At 53.2% G+C, this 23,778-nt stretch carries 19 protein-coding genes; 15 read left to right on the forward strand and 4 right to left on the reverse strand.

Going from position 1 to position 23,778, the window contains the following annotated elements:
* Positions 1–19: 19 nt before the first annotated feature.
* The 7 genes from lepA to acpS are packed head-to-tail and all read left to right on the forward strand — an operon-like array spanning position 20 to position 6,185.
* Positions 20–1,819: a translation elongation factor 4 gene (gene lepA / locus JJU14_RS09230; protein WP_091343519.1), complete on the forward strand. Its 1,800-nt coding sequence runs from the start codon at positions 20–22 to the stop codon at positions 1,817–1,819.
* Positions 1,820–1,833: 14 nt separating this feature from the next.
* Positions 1,834–2,757, forward strand: a complete 924-nt coding sequence (lepB, locus tag JJU14_RS09235) for a signal peptidase I (RefSeq protein WP_228612813.1) — start codon at positions 1,834–1,836, stop codon at positions 2,755–2,757.
* Complete coding sequence (gene rnc, locus JJU14_RS09240) at positions 2,758–3,441, forward strand: ribonuclease III (RefSeq protein WP_228612815.1); 684 nt, start codon at positions 2,758–2,760, stop codon at positions 3,439–3,441.
* Positions 3,431–4,342: a GTPase Era gene (era, locus tag JJU14_RS09245; RefSeq protein WP_228612821.1), complete on the forward strand. Its 912-nt coding sequence runs from the start codon at positions 3,431–3,433 to the stop codon at positions 4,340–4,342. Before rnc ends, era begins: the two co-directional genes overlap by 11 nt.
* Complete coding sequence (gene recO / locus JJU14_RS09250) at positions 4,329–5,069, forward strand: DNA repair protein RecO (protein WP_228612822.1); 741 nt, start codon at positions 4,329–4,331, stop codon at positions 5,067–5,069. The genes era and recO overlap by 14 nt, the downstream gene beginning before the upstream one ends.
* A gap of 10 nt (positions 5,070–5,079) precedes the next feature.
* Positions 5,080–5,808 carry a pyridoxine 5'-phosphate synthase gene (gene pdxJ / locus JJU14_RS09255; protein ID WP_228612823.1) on the forward strand — a complete coding sequence of 243 codons (729 nt, stop codon included), beginning with the start codon at positions 5,080–5,082 and terminating at the stop codon, positions 5,806–5,808.
* Positions 5,808–6,185: a holo-ACP synthase gene (acpS, locus tag JJU14_RS09260; protein WP_228612825.1), complete on the forward strand. Its 378-nt coding sequence runs from the start codon at positions 5,808–5,810 to the stop codon at positions 6,183–6,185. Before pdxJ ends, acpS begins: the two co-directional genes overlap by 1 nt.
* 1 nt (position 6,186) lies before the next feature.
* Here the strand turns inward: acpS and barA are convergent, their stop codons facing one another.
* Positions 6,187–8,946, reverse strand: a complete 2,760-nt coding sequence (barA, locus tag JJU14_RS09265) for a two-component sensor histidine kinase BarA (RefSeq protein WP_228612826.1) — start codon at positions 8,944–8,946, stop codon at positions 6,187–6,189.
* An 83-nt stretch (positions 8,947–9,029) separates the two neighbouring features.
* On the opposite strand from barA, the gene rlmD reads away from it, so the two are divergent.
* The 5 genes from rlmD (at position 9,030) to eno (ending at position 16,711) form a co-directional block, all read left to right on the forward strand.
* On the forward strand, positions 9,030–10,355 hold the full coding sequence (gene rlmD / locus JJU14_RS09270) for a 23S rRNA (uracil(1939)-C(5))-methyltransferase RlmD (protein WP_228612827.1): 1,326 nt from the start codon (positions 9,030–9,032) through the stop codon (positions 10,353–10,355).
* A 175-nt stretch (positions 10,356–10,530) separates the two neighbouring features.
* Positions 10,531–12,717, forward strand: a complete 2,187-nt coding sequence (gene relA / locus JJU14_RS09275; RefSeq protein ID WP_228612829.1) for a GTP diphosphokinase — start codon at positions 10,531–10,533, stop codon at positions 12,715–12,717.
* A gap of 13 nt (positions 12,718–12,730) precedes the next feature.
* Positions 12,731–13,519: a nucleoside triphosphate pyrophosphohydrolase gene (gene mazG, locus JJU14_RS09280; protein ID WP_228612831.1), complete on the forward strand. Its 789-nt coding sequence runs from the start codon at positions 12,731–12,733 to the stop codon at positions 13,517–13,519.
* 201 nt (positions 13,520–13,720) lie between these two features.
* A complete protein-coding gene (locus JJU14_RS09285; protein WP_228612833.1) occupies positions 13,721–15,358 on the forward strand; it encodes a CTP synthase in 1,638 nt (545 codons plus the stop codon).
* Positions 15,359–15,418: 60 nt separating this feature from the next.
* Positions 15,419–16,711 (forward strand): phosphopyruvate hydratase, encoded by a 1,293-nt coding sequence (gene eno / locus JJU14_RS09290; protein WP_228612835.1) that lies wholly within the window; start codon positions 15,419–15,421, stop codon positions 16,709–16,711.
* Between the two features lie 60 nt (positions 16,712–16,771).
* Here eno and JJU14_RS09295 read toward each other — a convergent pair whose 3' ends face one another.
* Positions 16,772–18,232, reverse strand: coding sequence for a protein adenylyltransferase SelO family protein (locus tag JJU14_RS09295; RefSeq protein WP_228612836.1), 1,461 nt, complete (start codon positions 18,230–18,232; stop codon positions 16,772–16,774).
* A gap of 210 nt (positions 18,233–18,442) precedes the next feature.
* Between JJU14_RS09295 and JJU14_RS09300 the strand changes: the two genes are divergently transcribed.
* The 3 genes from JJU14_RS09300 (at position 18,443) to JJU14_RS09310 (ending at position 21,756) form a co-directional block, all read left to right on the forward strand.
* Positions 18,443–18,736 carry a high-potential iron-sulfur protein gene (locus JJU14_RS09300; RefSeq protein ID WP_228612838.1) on the forward strand — a complete coding sequence of 98 codons (294 nt, stop codon included), beginning with the start codon at positions 18,443–18,445 and terminating at the stop codon, positions 18,734–18,736.
* A gap of 111 nt (positions 18,737–18,847) precedes the next feature.
* The gene (locus JJU14_RS09305) at positions 18,848–20,077 is read left to right on the forward strand and encodes an adenosine deaminase family protein (RefSeq protein WP_228612840.1); all 1,230 of its coding nucleotides are present in this window, start codon (positions 18,848–18,850) and stop codon (positions 20,075–20,077) included.
* A 53-nt stretch (positions 20,078–20,130) separates the two neighbouring features.
* Complete coding sequence (locus tag JJU14_RS09310) at positions 20,131–21,756, forward strand: L-lactate permease (protein WP_228612842.1); 1,626 nt, start codon at positions 20,131–20,133, stop codon at positions 21,754–21,756.
* Here the strand turns inward: JJU14_RS09310 and JJU14_RS09315 are convergent, their stop codons facing one another.
* Together JJU14_RS09315 and JJU14_RS09320 are read right to left on the reverse strand one after the other, a co-directional pair.
* Entirely contained in the window at positions 21,757–22,254 is a 498-nt protein-coding gene (locus tag JJU14_RS09315; protein ID WP_228612843.1) for a DUF6436 domain-containing protein, read from the reverse strand. It abuts the gene before it with no gap.
* Between the two features lie 10 nt (positions 22,255–22,264).
* Positions 22,265–23,746: a methyl-accepting chemotaxis protein gene (locus tag JJU14_RS09320; RefSeq protein WP_228612845.1), complete on the reverse strand. Its 1,482-nt coding sequence runs from the start codon at positions 23,744–23,746 to the stop codon at positions 22,265–22,267.
* Between the last annotated feature and the right edge of the window lie 32 nt (positions 23,747–23,778).

The raw sequence follows: 23,778 nt of genomic DNA on the forward strand, positions 1-23,778 counted from the left end.
TTGAACAATTTGAGACATTATGCCAAAACTCAGTCATATCCGTAACTTCTCCATCATCGCTCATATTGATCACGGCAAGTCCACCTTGTCGGATCGCCTGATCCAGCATTGCGGTGGTTTGTCCGACCGTGAAATGCAGCAGCAAGTGCTGGATTCGATGGATCTGGAACGCGAACGCGGCATTACCATTAAAGCGCAAAGCGTAACCCTGCATTACAAAGCCCGCGATGGTGAAACCTATCAGCTGAACTTTATTGATACCCCTGGCCATGTGGATTTCAGTTACGAAGTAAGTCGGTCGCTGGCAGCTTGTGAAGGCGCTTTGCTGGTCGTGGATGCTGGCCAGGGGGTGGAAGCCCAGACGGTGGCGAACTGTTATACCGCCATCGAGATGGATCTGGAAGTTTTAACGGTACTCAATAAAATTGATTTGCCTCAGGCCGATCCGGAACGGGTCAGTGCTGAAGTGGAGGACATCATCGGTATTGAAGCGGTCGATGCGGTGCAGTGCTCGGCAAAAACTGGTCTTGGCATCGAAGATGTGCTGGAGGCCATCGTGCTGAAAATTCCCCCACCAGAAGGTGAGCCCGATGCACCGACTCAAGCACTGATCATTGACTCCTGGTTTGATCCTTATCAGGGCGTGGTGTCGCTGGTACGGGTTAAGCATGGTCAGATCCAGAAAAAAGACAAAATTAAAGTGATGTCGACCGGTCAGGTTTACGAAGTCGATAAGATTGGTTTATTCAGCCCGAAAGCGACCGATACCGGCGTGCTAAAAACGGGTGAAGTGGGTTTTGTGATCGCCGGTATTAAAGAAATCAAAGGGGCGCCGGTTGGTGATACGCTGACTTTAGCCAAAAACTCTGCAACGGCTCCTTTACCAGGCTTCAAGCGAGTGAAGCCGCAGGTCTATGCTGGTGTGTTCCCGATTTCATCGGATGATTACGAAGATTTTCGCGATGCATTGGCCAAGCTCAGCCTGAATGATTCTTCACTGTTTTACGAGCCAGAAAGCTCCAGTGCTTTAGGCTTTGGTTTTCGCATTGGTTTCCTGGGTATGCTGCATATGGAAATCATCCAGGAACGTCTGGAGCGGGAATACGATCTTGATCTGATTACTACGGCACCAACGGTTATTTATGAAGTAAAAACCAAATCCGGTGATATCGTGATGGTCGATAATCCCAGTATTTTGCCAGCCGTCAATGATATCGCTGAAATTCGTGAGCCGATTGTTGAAGCACATATTCTGGTGCCGCAGGAATATCTGGGTAACGTCATTACACTCTGTGTCGAGAAACGTGGCACCCAAGTCAATATGACCTACCACGGTCGCCAGGTGGCTGTTGTGTACGAGTTGCCTATGGCGGAAGTCGTGATGGATTTCTTCGACCGCTTAAAGTCGACCAGCCGCGGCTATGCCTCGCTGGATTATAGCTTTAAGCACTTCCAGGAATCGGACATGGTGCGGGTCGATGTGCTGATCAATGGTGAGCGAGTCGATGCGCTGGCGATGATTTGCCATCGTGATTTTGCCCAGAATCGTGGCCGCTCACTGGCCGATAAGTTAAAAGAGCTGATCCCCCGCCAGATGTTTGATATTGCCATTCAGGCGGCGATCGGCAATCACATCATTGCCCGCACTACGGTCAAGCAACTGCGGAAGAACGTGATTGCCAAGTGTTATGGTGGTGACGTCAGCCGTAAGAAAAAACTGTTGCAAAAACAAAAAGAAGGCAAGAAACGGATGAAGCAGGTTGGCAATGTGGAAGTACCACAAGAAGCCTTCCTGGCCGTACTGCGCATGGATAAATAATACAGGACCCCCTTATGGCTGGATACTTTGCAATTTTTCTGGTGCTGCTTACCCTGGCCAGCGGCTTAATTTGGCTGCTGGATGCCCGGCTGTTTGCGCCTAAACGGCGTGAGCAGGTGGAGCAGGCGGTCGCTGCGGCCGGTGGCAAGCTTCCACCTGAAGCCATTGAGCGTATCGCCAAAGAGCCTTGGCTGGCGGAAACGGCGCGCTCCATTTTCCCTATTATCGCCTTTATTACGGTGCTACGATCTTTTTTGTTTGAGCCCTTTCAGATCCCGTCCGGATCTATGATGCCTACCTTGTTGGTTGGCGATTTTATTCTGGTGCAGAAGTTTGCCTACGATGTGAAAGATCCGGTATTTCGTAAAACGCTGTATCGTAACAATCTGCCGCAGCATGGCGATATTGCGGTGTTTAAATACCCGGAAAACCCGAGGCTGGATTACATCAAGCGCATTATTGGCTTACCGGGGGATCGGGTGATCTACCGTGATAAGCAATTTTTCATTCAGCGTGCCTGCACAGAGGCACATCAGAGCAATTGCCCTGGCCTGGAACAAATTCGCTATAGTTTTACTGCCGAAGGCGAGTTTACTCAGCAGGGTTTGCCGCAGCGGCGCTACACGGAGCAGTTTGGTGACAAGCAGTACGATATTTTGCTGACCGCTGCAATGCAAGAGCAAAAAGGCCAGTATTTTCGCCAGGCCGGTACAGCTATTGATGAGTGGTTGGTGCCCGAAGGCCACTATTTTGCTGTGGGTGACAACCGGGATAACAGCCGCGATAGCCGCTTTTTTGGCTTTATCGAAGAAGACTTGCTGGTTGGTAAAGCAGTCTTCATCTGGATGAGCTTTGAGTTCAGTGACAACCCAGATCGCGCGCTACCACGCTTTATTCCAATTGGCGTTCGTTTTGAGCGCATAGGACGTATTCACTAGATGATCAAGCAACAAAATCCGTTAAGCCGCTTGATGCCCCTGCTGGGGCATGAATTTACAGAGTTGGAGCTGCTGCAACAGGCGTTGACCCACCGCAGTTGCAAAGGTCGTCACAATGAGCGGCTGGAGTTTTTGGGCGATGCTATCCTTAGTATGGTGATTGCAGAAGCTTTGTACCAGTATTTCCCCAATGCCAAAGAAGGCGAGTTGACCCGTATGCGTGCCAGTCTGGTGAAAGGGGTGACCCTGGCAGAAATCGCCAGTGAATTGTCGATTGCCGATTACCTGCGCCTTGGCCCAGGTGAAATGAAAAGCGGTGGTCATCGCCGTGAATCGATCCTGGCCGATGCCTTTGAAGCCATTCTGGGGGCAATTTACCTGGATGCGGGTATGGATGTTTGCAAAGAGCGGATCCTTTGCTGGTTTGCCAGCCGCTTGCAACAGATTACACCGCAGCAGCAAAAAGACTCGAAAACCCGTCTGCAGGAATACTTGCAAGGCCGCCGCTTGGCCTTGCCGGTGTACCAGGTGGAAGAGACGGCCGGTGAGGCGCACAATCAACACTTTACCGTTAGCTGCACCATCGAAGGCCGCACCCCAGTGCAAGCTACCGGCAGTTCGCGCCGCAAGGCTGAACAGGATGCCGCCCATAAAATGCTGGAGCTGATTCAACATGAACACTGAAACCGAGCAGCCAACCACCCGTGCTGGTCTGGTCGCGATTGTAGGCCGGCCCAATGTCGGTAAGTCCACGCTGCTGAACGAGTTGATTGGTCAAAAAGTCAGTATTACGTCGCGCAAACCGCAAACAACCCGGCACCGTATTCTGGGCATTGATACCCGCGATGAGGTGCAAACCGTCTATGTCGATACTCCGGGCCTGCACATTGAAGAAAAGCGTGCCATCAACCGGCTCATGAATCGCGCAGCGGCCAGCTCTATTCTGGATGTAGAGCTAGTGCTCTTTGTGGTTGAAGGTACCCGTTGGACAGACGACGATCAAATGGTACTGAACCGGTTGATTGCTGCCAAAAAAGACGTGATTCTGGTAGTAAACAAAACCGATCAGGTGGCAGATAAAGAAAAGTTGATGCAGCAGTTGCAGTGGTTAGGTCAGCAGCTGAACTTCCTGGAAATTGTGCCAGTTTCCGCCAAAAATGGTAAAAATGTGGCTGAACTGCGTGCTTTGGTACAAAAGCAGCTACCGGCCTGTGAGTTCTTTTTCCCGGAAGATTATGTCACCGATCGCTCGATGCGCTTTATGGCAGCAGAAATTGTGCGCGAGAAGCTGATGCGCTTTTTGGGCGATGAATTGCCTTACTCGGTCACGGTGGAAATTGAGCGCTTTAAATGGGAAGAGAAACTGTACCACATAGCCGCCCTGGTATTGGTAGAGCGGGATAGCCAAAAGCGTATGGTCATAGGCAATAAAGGTGAGCGGGTGAAAACCATCGCCACTGAAGCACGCAAAGATTTGGAGCGTTTGTTGGAGCAAAAAGTGTTTTTGCAAATCTGGGTGAAGGTCAAATCGGGCTGGGCCGATGATGAGCGCGCCTTGCGCAGCCTGGGGTATGGCGAGAACTAGCCTGACAACGCCCTGGCATGCGGCGTATATTCTACACAGCCGGCCTTTGGCTGAGCATAAAGTCATTCTGCAGCTGCTGTTGCCGGAGCTGGGTCGTTTATCGGCAGTGGTTCGCAAGCGGAGCGGCAAACAGCGCCAACCGTTACAACCTTTTCAGCTGTTAACGCTGCAGCTGACCGGCAGCCATGAGTTAAAAACCATTTTAAAACTGGAAGAGCAGGCACCCGGGATCCCATTGCAGGGTGTTGCGCTGCTCTGTGCCTTTTACCTGAATGAGTTGTTGTGCCGGGTATGGCCGGATAACCTTGCCAGTGATCAGCTGTTTGCGCTCTATCAGACAGCACTGCAGCACTTGCAGCAAAGACCAGCCCAGCTGGATCAGCTGGAACCGGTATTGCGACAGTTCGAATTCGCGCTGCTGGCTGAGCTTGGTCAGCCGGTAGACTGGCAGCTGGATGCCAGCGGCCAGCCGTTGCAGCCCCAGCTTTGTTATAGCTGGCAGCACGAACAGGGCTGGTGTCAGGCTGAGCAGGGTTTTTCAGGCCTGCTTTTGCAGCAGATTGACCAGGGGGGTTGGGCAGAGCCGGGTTGCCGCCAGGCCGCCAAACAAATCAGCCGTATGCTATTAAAACCCTTGCTTGGTGATAAGCCGTTGCAAAGCAGGGGGCTTTTTTCCCCGCGCATCCCCGGAACCGAGCGGATGCCGTGGCAGGATGAACATTCTTAAGGAGACTGCAATGTCTGCAATTTTTCTGGGCGTTAACATCGATCATGTCGCAACTTTACGCCAGGCACGTGGTACCAATTATCCGGAGCCAGTGCATGCAGCCTTGGTGGCGGAGCAAGCCGGTGCTGATGGCATTACCGTGCATTTGCGCGAAGATCGCCGCCATATCGTTGACCGGGATGTGTATTTACTGAACCAGACCATTAGTACCCGGCTGAATTTTGAAATGGCGGTGACGGACGAAATGCTGACCATAGCGCTGGATGTCAAACCGCATTTCTGCTGCCTTGTGCCGGAAAAGCGTGAAGAGCTGACCACGGAAGGCGGGCTGGATATAGCCGGGCAACTGGATAAAATCCGTGCGGCCTGCCAGCGTCTTGGCGAGGCCAATATACTAGTGTCTTTGTTTATTGACCCTGATCTGAGCCAGATCGATGCGGTGCTGGCAGCCGGAGCGCCTTACATTGAGCTGCATACAGGCCGTTATGCGGAAAGCAGTGGTGAGCAGCAACAGCAGGAACTGGTGCGTATTCAGCAGGCAGCCCGTTATGCCCACAGTAAAGGTTTGGTGGTGAACGCCGGTCACGGCCTGCATTACCACAACGTACAACCGATCGCGGCGATACCTGAAATGTATGAACTGAATATTGGCCATGCCATTGTTGCCCGAGCAGTGTTTAGCGGTTTGCATGTTGCCGTTGCGGATATGAAGCAACTGATGATTGAGGCGCGTCGCTGATGGCGATCGCCGGGCTTGGCACCGACATCGTGCAAATCAGCCGGATTGAACGCAGTCTGGCACGCAGCCCTGCGTTAGCGGAGCGTGTGCTTACCGCGGCCGAACTGGTCGAGTTTGTTGGTCATGCCCAGCCCGCCCGCTTTTTAGCCAAACGTTTTGCGGCCAAAGAGGCGGCCGCCAAAGCTTTAGGGACTGGTATTGGACGAGGTGTGTCCTGGCAGCAGTTTCAAGTCAACCACGATGAAGCTGGGGCTCCTATACTGGTTTGTAGCGGCTACAGCCAGGAATTATTGCAACAGCGGCAAATTCAGCATTGCTGGCTAAGCATCAGTGATGAGCAGGACTATGCTTGTGCTACCGTGATTCTGGAGTGCTGAATCACACCTGTCGTTCTGGTGTTGCTACCAGTTGTTGCCACTCGGTGCCTGCTAAATCCTGCAACAGGCCTTGCACCACGTCGGCCAGCTCCAGCATTTCAGGTTCCAGCAGCTCCAGGCTTTGACCACGTTTTAGCTGCGTTTCTAACTGCTCCGTCAACTGCTTTAATTGTGGCACACCACTGTAGCAGGTGGCTCCATGCAACTTGTGCACATGGTGCAACAGTTGCTCTGCATCACGTTGTTGCCAGGCATTTTCAATATGCTGATAGGATTCCGGCAAGGAGTTGCAGAGCATTTGCAGCATTTCCAGTGCCAGCTCAGCTTTGCCACCAGCACGTTGCAGGGACAACGACCAGTCGATGTAGTTGCTGTGCGGTATGGCAGGCTCTTGTCGGAGCTGGGCGCTGGGTTTGCTCAGTGTCAGATGCTCTTGCAACGTCAGTTGCAGCATGTATTCATCCAGCGGCTTGCTCAAGAAATCAGCAAAACCCAACTGCAACAATCGCTCACGCTCACCGGCAACCGCATGAGCGGTAACCGCGATCACTGGCGTTTGCTCATTCAGTGAGCTTTGTTGGATCTTGTGACAAGCCTCAACACCATCCATCACTGGCATATTAATGTCCATAAAGATCATGTCGTACAGATGCTGGGTGGCTTTGTGCCAAGCTTCAGCACCATGTACCGCTGTATCCACATGCAGCACGAGTTCCGACAACAAGGTGTGAATTAACTTCAGGTTGGCTTCGTTATCATCTACCACCAGCACCCGCAAATTGGCTTTGGCAGGTTTTAATGCCACAGCATGGATGCTGACCTGTTGCACATAGGGCTGGGCCAGCACCAGCGCTAATTTACGGTGATGCACCGGCTTTGAGAGGCAAGCATCTGCACCGGATAACTGAATGGCTTCACGCAGGTGCGGTGAGAGTGTATTGACCAGCAAAAAGCAATGATCGCATTGCGGTCTGACACGCTGCACCAGCTCCTGGATTTGGTTCAGCTGATGCAATGATAAGGTGCGGCCAAGCAAGGCAAAGTCGTAATGCTGTTGATGTGCCAAGGCTTGTTGCAATTGAGCCTGGGTGGCACAGAGGGTGACATTAAGCCCCCAACTAAGCAGTAGGTTGCTGCAGGCTTCACGTGAGTATTGTTGCGGCTCGAAATACAGCAAGCGTTTGCCATCCAGCAATTCGAGCGGTAAAGGTTCTGCCACCGTGGTTGGATGCCGTTTGCACTCGAGTGTAAACCAAAAAGTGGCCCCTTTACCGGCCTGGCTGTCAACGCCGATATGGCCCGACATGGCATGCACCAACTTTTGCGAAATCATCAGGCCTAGGCCTGCACCGGTGTGTTTGCCAATATTGGTTTTCTGGTGGCCAGAGCCACGAAATACTTGTTGCTGCTGTTCTTCGGTCAGGCCAATGCCGGTATCTTGCACCGAAATATGCAAGCTCAGTTGATGTTCGGATAAAATGCTTGCGCGTACCCGGATCAGTACGCTGCCCCGGTCGGTAAATTTAATGGCATTACCGGCAATGTTCATCAGTACCTGGGTTAACCGGGTAGCATCTACCACGATGTCATCCGGACAGCTGGGGTCGACAATCAGGGCTAGCTCCAGTTGCTTCTCAAATGCCTGAGCGGCCAGCAGCTCGGTGGCATCATCCAAGAGTTCACGCAAGGACACCGGCTGTTGGTTCAGCGGCATTCTTCCTTCTTCAAGCCGGGCGAAATCCAACACATCATTGACCAGCACCAGCAGGCTATTGGCCGACTTCTGAATGGTTTGTAAGTAGTCGAATTGACTGGCGCTAAGCTGGGTTTTTAGTAATTGTCGGGTAAAACCAAGCACGCCATTCAGAGGTGTGCGTAATTCATGACTCATTTTGGCTAAAAATTCGGTTTTTTGCCGGTTTTCTTCCATGGCTTTGCGTTTGCCAAGTTCGAGCTCAATGCTTTGTACTTCCAGCTGCTCCATGCTTTGTTGTAAATCGGCGGTGGCCTGTTCGACCTGATGCTGCATGTCATCCTGCAGCTCCTGGCAGCACGTGATCAGTTGCTCAATGCCCTGGGTTAACTGCTGCAGTTCGCTGGATTGCTCTGAACTCGATTTCATCGGTAAGGATAATGATTGAGCTTGCTGAATGAGTTGCAGCATCTGCTGGATGGGCCGGTTAATAGTGCGGCTGGCCAGCCAGCCCAGTACAGTGCTAAGCAGTAATGCTGCCAGCACGGCCAGCACGGACGTCAGGATAGACGATTGTCTTGCCAGAATCAGGCTATCACGCTGCAGTCGTACCGCCAGATAACCTAGTTGCTGAGGTGCTACTTCTGGCTCTGCCTGCTGCCAAATAGGTGTTCGAATAATTAACCAGTTGGCGGCGCTTTCTAACTCTGTAAATTGCAACGGAGCTTTGTTGCCTTGGAGCGTGAGTTGATGAATGCCAGGGTAGTGATTGCTGGTCGCTATCAGTTGGTGTTGAGGGTCAAATACCGTAATACTCTTAACCAATGGGGAGTTTTTTCGGTGGCTGACATCCAGCAATTGACCAAGCATATACTGGTTGTTTTGTGCCAGCGCTTCAGCACTGGCCAGTGCCAGCGGTTCGGCGATATTGCTGGCCTGTTGTTCTAAAAAGTGCCGTACATCCTGAGTGCGGGCCTGGGTAAAATACCAGCCAAGCAGTGCACTGATCAGAAAAGTCGGTGCAACAATCAGCAACAGAACACGGTGATGCAGCGCAAGAGTCGTCATGGCGAAAGCGGCTTGCTACAATAGCTCATTGATTCAGCTATCATGACACAACCGTCAGAAAATGCCTACAAGGGTCTTTGGCTATGGCCATCATTTATCAAGCAAAAAAAGCTGTCGTTGCGAAGCCTGCCCAGCGTTTGACCATCAGTGCCTTAGATCATCTGGGGCAGGGGTTGGCGCGGCTGGATGGTCGTATGGTGTTTGTCCCGGGCGCTTTGCCGGGCGAAACGGTGCAAGTTAAGCTCAGTAGCCAGAAAAAAAACTTCAGCAAAGCCGAGCTGCAAAAGGTACTGACACCCTCGCCAGAAAGACAGCCTGCGGCCTGCCCGCATTATCAGCAGTGTGGCGGTTGCCAGTTGCAACATGCCACACCTGCTGCACAGCTGCGTTGGAAGCAACAAGCGGTGCAGCAACTACTGTGCCATCAGCTTGGGCTTGAGCAACTGCCCTGGGAGGAGGCCATCACGGGCCCGGACTTTGGCTACCGTCGTAAGGCCCGCTTGGGAGTTTGGTATCAACAGAGCAAAAAGCAGTTTCAGCTGGGGTTTCGCCAGCAAGGCGATTTTCGCATTCAGCCACTGATGCAGTGTGCTGTGCTAAGCCCGGTGCTGCAGCCGGTGTTCGAGAAGCTGCTGCCAGTGCTGAAACGTTTGCAACAAGGGCGAAGTATTACGCATCTTGATCTGATTGATGCCGATGGCGTAGTTACTTTGGTGGTGCGTCATACCGAACCACTTCCGCCCGGTGATATTGAGTTGCTCTGCGCCAGCTGGCCAGAGGCGTGCTGGTTGGGCGAAGCGGAGTCTGGTCAATTTACCCCCTGGCAGCAGGCGGATACTATGCTGCATTATTCATTGCCATCGCAGCAGTTGATGCTGCGTTTTCAGCCGGATGATTTTATTCAGGTCAATGACGCAGTGAATCAACAAATGGTCGCAACGGCACTTGACTGGCTGGCAATTCAGCCGCAGGATCGGGTGCTGGATTTGTACTGTGGTATTGGCAATTTTAGCCTGCCGTTGGCGCAACAAGCCGCTGAAGTGTTTGGTGTGGAAGGCTTGGCGGCTATGGTCGAACGCGCTGCAACCAATGCCGCAAAGAATGGTCTTAGCAATGTGCAATTTGCGCAAGCGGATTTGCACCTGCCCTGGCCGGACACTGGCTGGAGCCAGCAGCGCTTTGATAAAGTCCTGTTGGATCCGGCCCGGGCCGGGGCGGTTGGCAGCATTGAACAACTGGGCCGCACCGGGGCCAGCATGATTTTGTATGTGTCCTGCAACCCGGAGACGCTGGCCCGAGATGCGACTCAGCTGCTTCGGCAGGGCTATCAGCTAACGCGGCTCAAAGCGGTGGAGATGTTTCCGCAAACCCGCCATTTGGAAGTAATGGCGCTGTTTGAGCAGTCTTAAAGAAGAGAGTTATTACGCTCGGTGAGCAGCTCTGATGACTGGGTACGCTAAGCAGACGCTTTTTGCCATGGATGGCAAAACGCAGCCCCCATGGATGGGTTTACGGCGTGTCTGCGTGCGCTACCCAGTCGTCAGAGCCTGACTGATATCCGTATGAAACGACAAGGGGAAAACCATGGTCACCGTTCGCCATGTGCACCGAACTGATAGCACTGAACTGCTAAGCCGTTTAACGGCGCTTAAGCTATCGGACAAGAAAATCGATGCACTGCTGGCTGCGGAGTCTTGGTTGCTACAGAACGAGCTGGGTGCCGACCAGCCCAAGCTGCGTGATGGCTGGGAAATGGTCGAAATTCTGTCCGAGTTACGGATGGATAAAGACGCCTTGCTGGCGGCCTTGTTGTTCCCGCTGTTTGATGCCGGCTTGCTGTCTGCCGAAAGCATTGAAGATAATTTCCCTTCCGCTGTACTGCCGATGTTGCTGGCGGTCAAACAGATGGAAGCCATCCGCAGTATTCCAATTGGGGTCAACCAAACACTGCAACCTCAGCAAGCCGATAACTTGCGCCGCATGCTGTTGGCGATGGTCGAAGATGTGCGCGCTGTGGTGATCAAGTTGGCCAGTCAGATCTGTGAGCTGCGCAACGTTAAAAATGCCGACGAAGAAACCCGGGTTCTGGCTGCCAAAGAAACCAATGCCATTTTTGCCCCGCTGGCTAACCGTTTGGGCATTGGTCAAATCAAATGGGAGCTGGAAGATCTGGCCTTTCGCTACCTGCACCCACAACTGTATAAACAGATTGCCAGCTTGCTGGAAGAAAAACGGCTTGATCGCGAACAGTTTATGCAGGATTTTGTCGCGCAGATTGAACGAAAAATCGAAGAAGCCGGCCTGGCTGCCGAAGTCTATGGCCGGCCCAAGCATATCTACAGCATCTGGAAAAAGATGCAGAAAAAGCATCTGGCTTTTGATCAGCTCTACGATATCCGCGCGGTGCGCATTGTCACAGAGAAAGTACAGGACTGTTATGCTGCCCTGGGTTTGGTGCATACCTCCTGGCGGCATTTACCTACCGAGTTTGATGATTACATCGCGACACCAAAGCAAAACGGCTATCAATCCATTCATACCGTGGTGATAGGCCCGCAGGGGCGGGCGGTGGAAATCCAAATCCGTACCCGTCAGATGCACGAAGATGCCGAGCTGGGCGTGGCGGCGCATTGGAAGTACAAAGAAGGCTCTCAGCATGGCCGCGAAGGTTATGACGAGAAAATTGGTTGGCTACGCAAGCTGTTGCAGTGGCAGGAAGAGGTGGTCGACAGCGCGGATCTGGCCGAGGAGCTGCGTAACCAGGTTACCGAAGACCGGGTCTATGTCTTTACCCCCAAAGGCGACATTGTCGATTTACCGCTGGGTTCAACGCCGCTTGATTTCGCCTACTATGTGCATTCCAGTGTGGGCCATCGCTGCATCGGGGCTAAGGTATCCGGCCGCATTGTGCCTTTTACCTACCAGCTAAAAACCGGCGATCAGGTGGAAATTTTGACCGGGCGCGAGCAAAACCCTAGCCGCGACTGGTTAAACCCGCACTTAGGTTATTTGAAGTCCAGCCGGGCCCGCTCCAAAGTACAGTACTGGTTCCGCCAGCAGGACAAGGATAAAAACCTGGCTGCCGGCCGTGACTTGCTGGACAGTGAGCTGGCGAAGCTTAATCTGCCGATGGAGCATCCGGCCAAGGTATTGCAGCGCTTTAACGTCAACAGCATGGACGAGCTGCTGGTGGGCATTGGCGGCGGTGATATCAAGCTGACGCAGGTGGTGCATTACCTGCAAAGCCAGCAGCCTAAAACCAATGAACCACAAATTGATCCACGGCTTAAGCAAAAACCCAGTGCGCCCAGAGTCCAGAGTGATGTGGTGGTGCAGGGCGTAGGCAACCTGCTCACCCATATGGCCGGTTGTTGTCAGCCGCTGCCGGGTGATGCCATCATAGGCTACATTACCCAGGGCCGTGGTATTGCGGTGCACCGGGATGATTGTGATCAGTTTAAACTGATGGAAGCCCAGCATCCGGAGCGGGTGGTGGATGCCAACTGGGGCGATCAGTATGCCTCTGGCTATGCGGTTGATATTCGCATTCTGGCGCATGATCGCAATGGTTTGTTGCGTGATATCACCAGCATTTTGGCCAATGAAAAAGCCAATGTCACCCAGATGAACAGCCATTCCAACATCAAAGAACAAAGCGTGGTGATTACGATGACGCTGGAGCTGTACAACCAGGATTCATTGAACAAGCTGCTGAGTAAAATCAGCCAGGTCAGTGATGTCATTGAAGCCCGGCGCTGCCACCAAAATTAACGGAAGCCACAGCATGTCGTACCAGATGGATGATCTACTGGCCATTATGGCCAGGTTGCGCGACCCGGAGCATGGCTGCCCCTGGGACATCAAGCAAACTTTCAGCAGCATCGTGCCCTATACCCTGGAAGAAGCCTACGAAGTGGCAGATGCCATTGAGCGGCAAAGCTTTGATGAACTGAAAGACGAGCTGGGCGATTTGCTGTTTCAAACGGTATTTTATGCCCGCATGGCTGAAGAAGAAGGCCGCTTTCAGTTCAATGACTGTGTACAGGCCATCTGCGACAAACTGGTACGGCGTCACCCGCATGTATTTGCCGATAGCACAGTCAGCAATCCGGCTACGAATGCCGAGCAGGTACTGCAAAACTGGGAAGCTTTGAAAAGCGAGGAGCGTAAAGCCAGTGGGCAGCACAGCGTGCTGGATAATATTCCGGCCGCCATGCCGGCATTAAGCCGGGCTTACAAGCTGCAAAAACGCTGTGCCAACGTCGGTTTTGACTGGAGCGATGTGGCCGGTGCCTGGCTCAAAGTCAAAGAAGAGGTGCTGGAAGTCGAAGAGCTGCCAGCGGATAGCCCGGAACTGGCCGAAGAGCTCGGCGACTTGTTGTTTGCGCTGGTCAATGTAATCCGCAAGCATAAGCTGGAGCCGGAAGGTGTCTTGCGTCAGGCCAACAGCAAATTCGAGCGCCGTTTTCGTGCGGTGGAGGCAGAGCTGGCCAAGCGTGGCAAAACCCCGCAGCAAAGCGATTTAGCCGAGATGGATGCGCTGTGGGAGCAGATCAAACACCGAAACCGATAACTTAAGTTGCAGCTGTGGAGCCTTGCTGTCGATTTTCCCTGCAACAGCATTGAGCAGTTGGCATTGCTTTGCTATACTTTCCTCCCGTCCTGATACCAATTTCCATTGTTTGCAACACCCATGCTGTGGGTGCTTTTGTCGTTGCTGCAAACAGGCATGAGTTGGTTATCTTTGCTTTCATTAACGTCGTCTAGGGGTCTCATGACTACACGGTATATTTTTGTGACGGGCGGGGTGGTTTCCTCCCTTGGTAAAGGCATTGCGGCAGCGTCGCTGGCCGCCATTCTGGAAGCACGCGGTATAAGCGTTACCATCCTGAAACTGGACCCTTACATCAACCTGGATCCAGGCACCATGAGCCCTATCCAGCACGGTGAAGTCTATGTGACCGAAGATGGCGCAGAAACCGACCTGGATCTGGGCCATTACGAGCGCTTCATTCGTACCAAGATGTCCAAGCGCAACAACTTTACCCAGGGTGCCGTCTATGCCGACGTCCTTCGCCGCGAGCGCCGGGGTGACTATCTGGGCGCCACCATTCAGGTGATCCCGCATATTACCAACGAAATTAAAGCCCGCATTATTGCCGGTGGTGAAGGCCACGACATTGCCATCGTCGAAATTGGTGGCACCGTTGGCGACATCGAATCGCTGCCGTTTTTAGAGGCCATTCGTCAACTGGCGACCGAAGTAGGGCGTGAACGTACCCTGTTTATGCACCTGACGCTGGTGCCTTACCTAGGCACCGCTGGTGAAATCAAAACCAAGCCAACCCAGCATTCCGTCAAAGAGCTGCGCTCCATTGGTATCCAGCCTGATATCCTGGTCTGCCGCTCCGATCGGCCGATCCCATCCAATGAGCGGGCGAAAATTGCTCTCTTTACTAATGTGGAAGAGAAGGCAGTCATCAGCTTAAAAGATGTTTCCAGCATTTATCAGATCCCGGCGCTGTTAAAATCGCAGGGCCTGGACGATTTGATTGTGCGTCGTTTTCATATCGACTGCAAAGAGGCCGATCTGGCCGAGTGGGAGCAGGTGCTGTATCAAGAATCCAACCCAACGGGTGAAATCACCATTGGTATGGTGGGTAAATACGTTGAATTGCCCGATGCTTATAAATCGGTCAATGAAGCCCTGGGCCATGCCGGTTTAAAAAATCGCCTGACGGTCACCATCAAGTACATCGATTCACAGGATGTCGAAAGCAAAGGCACTGGCATTCTGGCCGGGCTGGATGGCATTCTGGTGCCAGGCGGCTTTGGTGAGCGCGGTGTGGAAGGTAAAATCAAGGCGGCGCAGTACGCCCGTGAAAACAATGTGCCTTACCTTGGTATTTGCCTTGGCATGCAGGTCGCACTGATCGAGTTTGCCCGCCATGTCGCTGGCATGGCCGATGCGCACTCCAGCGAATTCAATAAAGCCAGTACCCATCCGGTGGTGGGCTTGATTACCGAGTGGCTTGATGCCGATGGTGCTTTGGAAACCCGCAGCGAAGATTCGGATTTAGGTGGCACTATGCGGCTTGGCAGCCAGGCCTGTAATCTGGTCAAGGGTACCAAAGCCCGTGCTATCTATGGCAAAGATGTGATCCAGGAGCGGCATCGTCACCGCTACGAAGTGAACAACCATTTTTTACCTCAACTGAAAGAAGCAGGCCTGGTCGTGTCCGGGCTATCTGCCGATAACCAACTGGTGGAAATAATAGAAATCCCTACCCACCCATGGTTTGTGGCCAGCCAGTTCCATCCGGAATTTTGCTCCACACCCAGGGATGGACATCCACTGTTCGAGGGCTTCGTGGCCGCGAGCCACCAGCACCAGAAGCAACAACGCGTATAACTGAAACCAGGCCGTGCCCAAGTCGCACGGCTTTGTTGTTTTTTCTACAGGGAAACTACTATGTCAACTATTGCCAATATTATTGCCCGTGAAATTATCGACTCGCGTGGCAACCCGACCGTGGAAGCGGATGTGATCCTAACCAGCGGCATCATCGGCCGTGGCTGTGCCCCGTCTGGTGCCTCGACCGGCTCGCGCGAAGCGCTGGAGCTGCGCGATGGCGACAAAAGCCGTTACCTGGGCAAAGGTGTGCAGCAAGCTGTGGCCAATATCGACGGCCCCATTAAAGCCGCTTTGCTCGGTAAAGATGCTCAGCAGCAGGCTGAGATTGACCGCATTATGATCGAGCTGGATGGCACCGAAAGCAAAAGCAAGCTGGGCGCCAATGCCATCCTGGCGGTTTCCTTGGCGGTGGCACGTGCTGCAGCTGCGGATAAGAAAATTCCACTCTATCAGCACATTGCCGATTTAAATGGCACGCCAGGCCAGTTCTCCATGCCGGTGCCGATGATGAACATCATCAATGGCGGTGAGCATGCCGACAACAACGTCGATATCCAGGAGTTTATGATCCAGCCGGTTGGTGCTAAGAGCTTCGGCGAAGGCCTGCGCATGGGCGCTGAGATCTTCCACCAGCTGAAAAAAGAGCTGCAACAGCGTGGTCTGAATACTGCTGTTGGTGACGAAGGTGGTTTTGCACCGGATCTGAAATCGAACGAAGAAGCCTTAGCGGTGATCGTAGAAGCGGTGAAAGCTGCTGGCTACGAGATGAACAAAGACATCACCCTGGCGCTGGATTGCGCCGCCTCTGAGTTTTACAAAGACAACATGTATGTGCTGTCTGGCGAAGGCAAGAGCTTCGATTCGTTTGGCTTTAACGACTTCCTGGCCGATTTGACGCAAAAATACCCGATTGTCTCGATTGAAGATGGTCTGGATGAAAGCGATTGGGATGGCTGGAAAGATCTGACGCAAAAAATCGGCAATCAGGTGCAACTGGTGGGTGATGATTTGTTTGTCACCAACACCAAGATCCTGACACGTGGTATTGAAGAAGGCATTGGCAACTCCATTTTGATCAAATTCAACCAGATCGGTTCTTTAACCGAAACCCTGGCGGCGATTAAAATGGCAAAAGACGCTGGCTTTACTGTGGTGATTTCACACCGTAGCGGTGAAACCGAAGATGCCTTTATCGCCGATTTAGCCGTGGGTACTGCCGCGGGTCAAATCAAAACCGGCTCACTGTGCCGTTCGGATCGCGTTGCTAAATACAACCAACTGCTGCGTATCGAGCAGGAGCTTGGCGATAAAGCTATCTACAAAGGCCGCAGCGAAATCAAAGGCCAGTAACAGCCCTTGTTGCCGTTAAAACCCCTGCCAGGGTGGATACCCTGGCAGGGGTTTTTATATTCAGGTGCCGCAAAAAGTCCGCTGCACTACTTCTTCCGGCTTCGGTGGGGCGATTAAATCGGCATCCGCTGCACTGGCAAAAGGTTTTTTCCAGGCCTGATGTAGCCGATGAAACAGGGTTAGGTCACCATCATCTTCGGCTTGTCGAATGGCTTTGGCAATTAAGTGATTGCGTGGGATCAACAGCGGATTCACGCTATCCATTTGCCCGGCTATCTCGTTATGACTGAGTGCTTGTTCTGTCAGCCGCGCCAGCCAGCGCTCGCGCCAGCTGGCAAAGGCAGCGGGGCTGGCAAAGAGAGCACTGGCTTTGTTGTCCATCCCCGTCTGCAATTCACCACTCAGATAGCGAAAGCCTAAGGTAAAGTCCACCGCCTGCTGTTGCAATAGCTGCAAGTAATCGTCAATCAAGGTTTTGTCCGCAGGCACGGCTTGGCTGATGCCGAGTTTGGCGGCCATTTGCTCAAGCCACTGGGCTTCGTACTGTGGTTGAAACTGTTGCAGTGCTGCGGTGGCTTGTTCGACAGCTTGCTTTTCATCGTCGGCAATCAGCGGCAGCAGGCATTCGGCCAGCCTGGCCAGGTTCCACAGCGCTATCGGCGGCTGATTGCTATAGGCATAGCGGCCGCGCCGGTCAATCGAGCTAAATACCTTATCGGCCTGGTACTGATCGAGAAAAGCACAGGGGCCATAGTCGATGGTTTCACCGCAGATGCTGGTATTGTCGGTATTCATCACGCCGTGAATAAAGCCCAATCGCATCCAGTGAGCAATCAGGGTGGTTTGTTTGCTGATGACTTGCTCCAGTAAGGCCAGATAAGGGGTGGCTGCTGAGCTGCAGTCAGGGTAATGGCGCTCAATCAGGTAATCGGCCAGGGTGCGCAAGAAGTCGGTATTGCCCAAAGCCGCAATGTACTGCACGGTACCGATACGGATATGGCTGCTGGCAACCCGGGTCAGGATGGCACCTGGCAGTTCATCATCGCGAAACACTGGCTGGCCGGTGGTAACGGCTGCCAGCGCCCGGGTGGTTGGCACGCCAAGTACCTGCATGGCTTCACTGACCAGATACTCCCGGATCACCGGGCCAATGGCAGAGCGACCATCGCCACCACGTGAATAGGGCGTAGGGCCTGCGCCTTTGAGCTGAATATCATAGCGCTTACCATTGTGGGCAATGACTTCTGCCAGCAACAGCGCCCGGCCATCGCCCAGCTGCGGATTGTACTGGCCAAACTGATGGCCAGCATAGGCCTGCACCAGTGGCTTGGCCCAAGCGGGCACGGTGTTACCGGAGAATTGCAGCAAGCCTTGCTCGGTTTCACCTTGCTGCGCTGGCAGGTCAAGCTCTGTCGCCAGTTGCTGATTAAATGCCAGCCAGCTGGGGTTTGCTACCGGGCTGGCTTGCCAGGGCTGGAAAAAGACACTGGGTAAGCGGGAATAACTGTGATCAACCTGCACGGGAAACTCCGAACGACTTTGGTGGTCTTCATTGTAGAGTGAGCCGCGGGAAGTCTCAATGCAGGTTTGGGTTTCAGTGATAAAGCAACTAAGCTCTAGGGAGTCGTTGTTTGCTGGGGTTTTGTTGCGCGGTATCAAAACCAGGGCGGGCTTTGCGCAGTATTATAAAGAATATAAGAAAATTTATTTTCACAATGCAGGAGTAACACCATGTCTAAAACCAATGAAAAACGTCGCCAGTTTCTCAAACTCTCTGCCGGAGGTTTGATTGGTATGACGCTGGGCGGCATCAGTTTACGGGCGGTGGCCGCTGAAAAAATCAAGCTGGATGACCCGCTGGCTAAAGCCATGCGCTACACGCATGAGTCGGAGGTGGAAGGCCAGTATTGCCACAACTGCAACCTGATCCAGGGGGAGGAAGCCGATTGGCGCCCATGTGCCATTTTCCCGGGTAAATTGGTGGCCAACGAAGGTTGGTGTGCCGCCTGGGTCAAGATGCAATAAGCTCTGTCTTGGTTTGTTACGGAAGGCCAGCTGCTAGGTAGCTGGCCTTTTTGCCTTCTTTCGTGGTGCTTTTGCAGCTAAACTAAGGGGGAGCTGCTTAAGGAAATTGCTATGCCCCGTTACTCCACCGACTTTATCCGTGCCATGCCGAAAGCCGATTTACACCTGCATTTAGATGGCAGCTTACGGCTGGATACCTTACTGGCAATGGCAAAGACACTGAAAGTGCCGCTGCCGGCTGATACGGTGGAGGGCATGCAGGCTCAGGTCTTTAAACCAGCCTATCAAAACCTTGGTGAATACCTGCGCGGCTTTCAATACACCTGTGCTGTGCTGCGCGATGCCAATCATCTGACGCAGGCGGCTTATGAACTGGCGCAGGATAACTTGGCCGAAGGGGTTAATTACATCGAAGTGCGTTTTGCGCCGCAGCTGCTGATGGATCTAAGCAAAGGGCTGGACTTTGATACCGTGATGCGGGCGGTGAATGCTGGTTTACTGCAAGCCGAGCAGGAATACAACAGCTCGGCTGCGGTGCTGGAGCAAGGCAAGCCGCCTTTTCGCTACGGCATTATCAACTGCGCCATGCGGATGTTTGCTGCTAAAGGTTTTTCGCCCTATTACGATCAACTGTTTCAGTTAATGCGCGATTTTGAACCGATGCAGGTGATTAAGCTGGCCGCAATGGAGTTGGTGCGGGCCAGTGTGCGGCTGCGTGATGATGAAGGCTTGCCGATTGTCGGGCTGGACTTAGCCGGGCAGGAATCCGGGTATCCGGCCAGTAAATTTAAAGAAGTCTATGAGTACGCCCATCAGCATTTTTTGCTGAAAACCGTACATGCCGGTGAAGCCTATGGTGCTGAAAGTGTGTTTGAAGCCATTGCTGAGTGCCATGCCGATCGCATTGGTCACGGCTACTCCTTGTTTCTGCCTGAGCGCATCCAGGACCCGACCATTGCCGATCCTGTGGCCTACAGTCAGCGCCTGGCTTCCTTTATGGCCGATAAACGCATCGCCATTGAGGTCTGCCTGACCAGCAATCTGCAAACCAACCCGGCCATTGCCGATATTCGTCAGCACCCGTTTGGTGATATGCTCAAACACCGCATGGCGACAGTGATTTGTACCGACAACCGGCTGGTTTCCAATACCACGCTCAGTGATGAGTACAAGCTGGCGCTGGATCACTTTGATATTCCATTCAAGCGCCTCAAAGATATGGTGGCCTATGGCTTTAAGAAGAATTTCTTCCCGGGAAATTATGTCGAAAAGCGCCAGTACGCCAAACAGTGTCTGCAGTATTTTGACCGAGTAGCACAGCATTATGGCTTTATTGACTAACCCCCAAGCCGGACATTGCATTTTAAGATGACCACTGACAAGGAAGGGATGGCATGACTGGTTTGCAGTGGTTAACGGCATTGATGCCGGTGCTAAGCGTCTTTGTACTGCTGGTTTTGCTGCGCTTACCAGCCACCCGCGCCATGCCGCTGAGTTTACTGGTTTCTGCCATTCTGGCGCTGCTGGTCTGGCAGATGCCGCCTATGCAGTTGCTGGCGGCCATGCTGGAAGGCAGTGTTATTGCCATCAGCATTTTATGGATCGTCTTTGGTGCCATCTTGCTGCTGAATGTACTGAAGCACAGTGGTGGTTTGGATGTGATTCGGGCAGGCTTTGCCAAGCTTTCGCCAGACCGGCGGGTACAAACTATTCTCATTGGCTGGCTCTTTGTCAGCTTTTTGGAAGGGGCGGCCGGCTTTGGTACTCCGGCTGCGATTGCGGCCCCTTTGTTGGTGGCGCTGGGCTTTTCGCCGCTGGCGGCTGTGGTGCTGGCGCTGATTGCGGATTCGAGCAGTGTCTCTTTCGGTGCTGTTGGTACCCCTGTGCTGGTGGGTATTGCTCAAGGCATGGAAGGTGCCAGTCCGGAGGCTTTGCGTGCCATTGCCTTAACCGCTATTGGCATTGATGTGCTGGTGGCTTCCTTGCTGCCACTGATACTTTGCTTCATCCTGACGCGCTTTTTCAGCGAGGATAAAAGCTGGTGGCCTGCCTTGCAACTTGCCCCCTTTGCCATCCTGGGGGGGCTCGCCTTTACGGTACCCGCTTATGGCGTGGCCTGGGCGCTGGGGCCGGAGTTTCCATCCATTTTAGGAGCTTTGGTCGGGCTGGCACTGATGAGCACGTTAGCGCGCTATCGCATTTTGTTACCCAAACAGGCCTGGTACTTTTCGGCAGCAGACAAAACCCAAAGCGAAGCCCTGCAGCGTCAGGCGTTGACTATGCAGCTGGCGATGCCGCTGTGGCGTGCCTGGTCACCTTATGTGCTGGTTGCTGTGCTGCTGGTAGTAAGCCGGGTACCGCAGTTGCCCTTGCAGGGCTGGCTTAGTGGCTGGGTGTTGCGCTGGCCGGATATTCTGGGTACTACCATCAGCGCCAGTCTGGCACCCTTGTATTTACCGGGTTCTTTTTTTGTATTGGTGGCTTTGCTGACGCTTTGGCTGCATCACAGCGCGCAGCGTCAGAGCCCACTGCGCTGTCTGCAGCAAGCAGGACGTGACAGCCTGGCCCGGCTGGGGCCTGCGACTATTGCGCTGATGGCTTCGGTGCCTATGGTGCGGATTTTCCTGCAATCCGGTGTCAATGAAGCAGGCCTCTCAGCCATGCCGTTTGAACTGGCGCAGGTTGCAGCACTGCATCTGGCTGATTATTGGCTTTGGGTGGCACCTTTGGTTGGTGCTTTGGGGTCTTTTTTGGCCGGCTCGGCGACTTTCTCTAATATGATGTTTGCTTCGTTTCAGCAAACGGTCGCGACAGAGGCGGGTTTGCCAGAAACGTTGGTGCTTGGGTTGCAGCTGCTCGGTGCCAATGCCGGCAATATGATCTGTGTAGTGAATGTGGTGGCGGCGGCCAGTGTGGTGAATTTAAGCGGCCGTGAAGGCGATATTATTCGGTATACCCTGGTGCCGATGCTGTATTACTGCTTGGCGGCCAGCCTGGTAGCTGTTTTATTCTGGTGGTGATTAGGTCGATTGCAAGCAGCGGCAACTGTTACTCTCGCCATTTAGCCAGCTACCTGCAAGCTGGATTTCACCACGCAGCAATCGCTCTATCCAACCATCCCCAGAGCCGCAGAGCGGCCCCACTGTGTAGGGGCCCGCGTATACCAGTTCATCACCGTTCAGTAAAATAGCCATTGGCGCTGCCGGTATGCTCAAACCCAGCTGCCTGGCCTCAGCAATGCTCAGGGTCTGCTGCGGGATCTCTGCAAAGGTTTGTTGCAGTGCCTGTTGGTGTTGTTGGTGCTGACGATGGCAGCGGCAACCTGGGTCAATTACATGCAGCAGTTTCATTTGGCTTGCGCCCAATGCCTTGCCCACGCTGGCAAGCTCAAGACCTTGTGTTGTTTGTTGCTGCCAGCGCTGCTCCGGGTCAAAAGCGCCTACGACACTGCGCTGATCCTGCCACAGCAGATAGCCGCTAAGCAGCAGCCAACACAGCAGTATGAGGGTTGCCAGCACAACTTTCATTCTAGTGACTAAACCGCTTCATTTCGATGGCCAGAGTATTGGAGGCGGTTTTCACGCCTTGAGCAACATTTACCACACGTTGGCCCTGCTGTTGTTGCTCAAGGGCCATGGCGCTTAACTCTTGCGCTGACTCGGCAATCTCCTGGCTGGCCTGGCCTTGCTGGCTTAAGGTGGTGGACATAATTTCGGCCGATTGCAGTACACTTTGTACTTGCTGCAAGATGGCTTGCAGTTGCTCACCACTGTCGCTGGCACTCTCTTTGGTTTGCTCCAGCTGGCTCAGGCATTGATCCACTGCTTCGACCGATTGCTGGCTGCTTTGCACCATCCGTGCAATCATGCCTTTGATTTCACCGGCTGAGCTGGTGGTTCGTGATGCCAGAGTCCGCACTTCATCGGCAACCACCGCAAAGCCACGGCCTTGTTCACCGGCCCGGGCTGCTTCAATGGCAGCATTCAGTGCCAGCAGGTTGGTTTGCTCGGCTATGCCTTGAATGACATCCAGTACACCTTTGATTTCCTGAGTGGACTCCGCCATACCATGCACTTTTTGGCGTGAGGCAAGCAAATTGTCCGCCAGCGCCTGAATGGTTTTGATGGTAGTGGTAATGGACTCTTGACCGGAGTCGGCTGCCCGGTCCGAATCGTGCGCCAGTGTTACCACCTGGTTGGCCAATTCAGCCAGCTCCTGAATGCTGGCCGACATCTGCTCGGTAGCTGAAGCAATGCGCTCAACCTCTTTCATTTTTTGTGTCATCCGTTCTGCCAGTGAGCTACCCTGCTGCAGCAACTCATCGGATCCTTGATCCAGCTGTTTTGCTACCTTATCTATAGTATTTACGGTTTGTTGAATCGTGCTGACAACTTTAATAAATCGCCCGATCAACCTGGAGTTAACGGCGGGTACCTGGGTATGCAGTACAATTTGCCCATCTTCATTGAGCATGTGCTGAGAGCTGTTCATAAAAAACTGACCAATCTGTGCTTCTTTGTAACTGTAACGACAAATCAGCATCAGCACGATGGCTTCCACCACAACATAAGCGGCATGGATCATCACAATGCTGAAGGTAGCATCACTTGGAGGGACCAGATAAACCGGCTGCCCACTGGCTTGCAACCACATAAACAGCAAATGATGCACTGCGATCACCCCAGCAGCGACCAAAATCACCAGCCAATCCCGAAAAGCAATCAGCACAGCCAGTAGCACAAAGATGCCAAAATGCACTTCGGTCATGCCCATGCTTTGTTGAATATGCAGGGCACAAAACAACATAAAACTAATGCCGTAACTGATGCGGGCCAATGGATGATCGCCCAGGCTTTGCTGCAGCCACAGGGGGATAATCACGGCCGGTAAACCGATCAGCAAGGCGATCAGCCAGGTGCTGTGCAAAAACGCGAGCAACATGGCCAGGATGAATAAGCCACAGTTAACGTAGAGAGCAATTTGAAAGGCTTGCTGACGAAATTTTGGCATTCAGGACTCCTATTTGCCGGTCAGAGGCTTAG

The organism is Alkalimonas sp., assembly GCF_020831925.1.
In the GTDB taxonomy this organism is placed as follows: Bacteria; Pseudomonadota; Gammaproteobacteria; order Enterobacterales; family Alteromonadaceae; genus Alkalimonas.